The organism is Sutterella massiliensis, from assembly GCF_016899755.1.
Taxonomy (GTDB): domain Bacteria; phylum Pseudomonadota; class Gammaproteobacteria; order Burkholderiales; family Burkholderiaceae_F; genus Sutterella; species Sutterella massiliensis.
Genome location: NZ_JACJJC010000256.1, coordinates 1 through 509 on the forward strand (window position 1 = coordinate 1; position 509 = coordinate 509).

At 46.0% G+C, this 509-nt stretch carries 1 protein-coding gene; it reads left to right on the forward strand.

Annotated elements, in window-relative coordinates:
• Positions 1-79 precede the first annotated feature (79 nt).
• On the forward strand, positions 80-509 hold a 430-nt coding region (locus tag H6A60_RS12445; RefSeq protein WP_205105110.1), incomplete at its 3' end, for a hypothetical protein.

Below are 509 nucleotides of genomic sequence, written 5' to 3' on the forward strand. Positions count from 1 at the left end.
GTACTAATCACGATATTTGTTCTTATCTGAAGGTTAAACAAATTAAAGAGCTAAGTTTTCTCGGCTTTGAATTTTCATAATGACAGATTCCGAATTTATTCAGGAAAACGCCCCAGCGAATTTAGCAATTGCTGAAGCGTATCGAGCGAAGATCGATAAGATAAGGGCGTCTCTACCGAATTGCATCATAGTCCCCGGATTTGAAGCGCTTCAAGACTATCTGCGTCATCACACATGGTCGACCGAGCAATGCGTGGAGGCTTATCCTTGGTCGATTACTAATTTCAGAAAACTCGCTGGAAAGGATCTTCCGTTCATTCTTTCTACGCCTGAAGTCCGCAAGCGCTTCTGGAAAGAAGTCGCCGCCTTTGATCCGCGTGCACAAAACGCGAAGTATCTTTACGACCCGGCAGATCTCCACGACTGGTTTGCAACCAATCTTGTGACCGAAATCGAAACGGTTCTTGTGCCTTTGTCCCTGATGGCTGAAAATCCGGACGGTCTTCGGG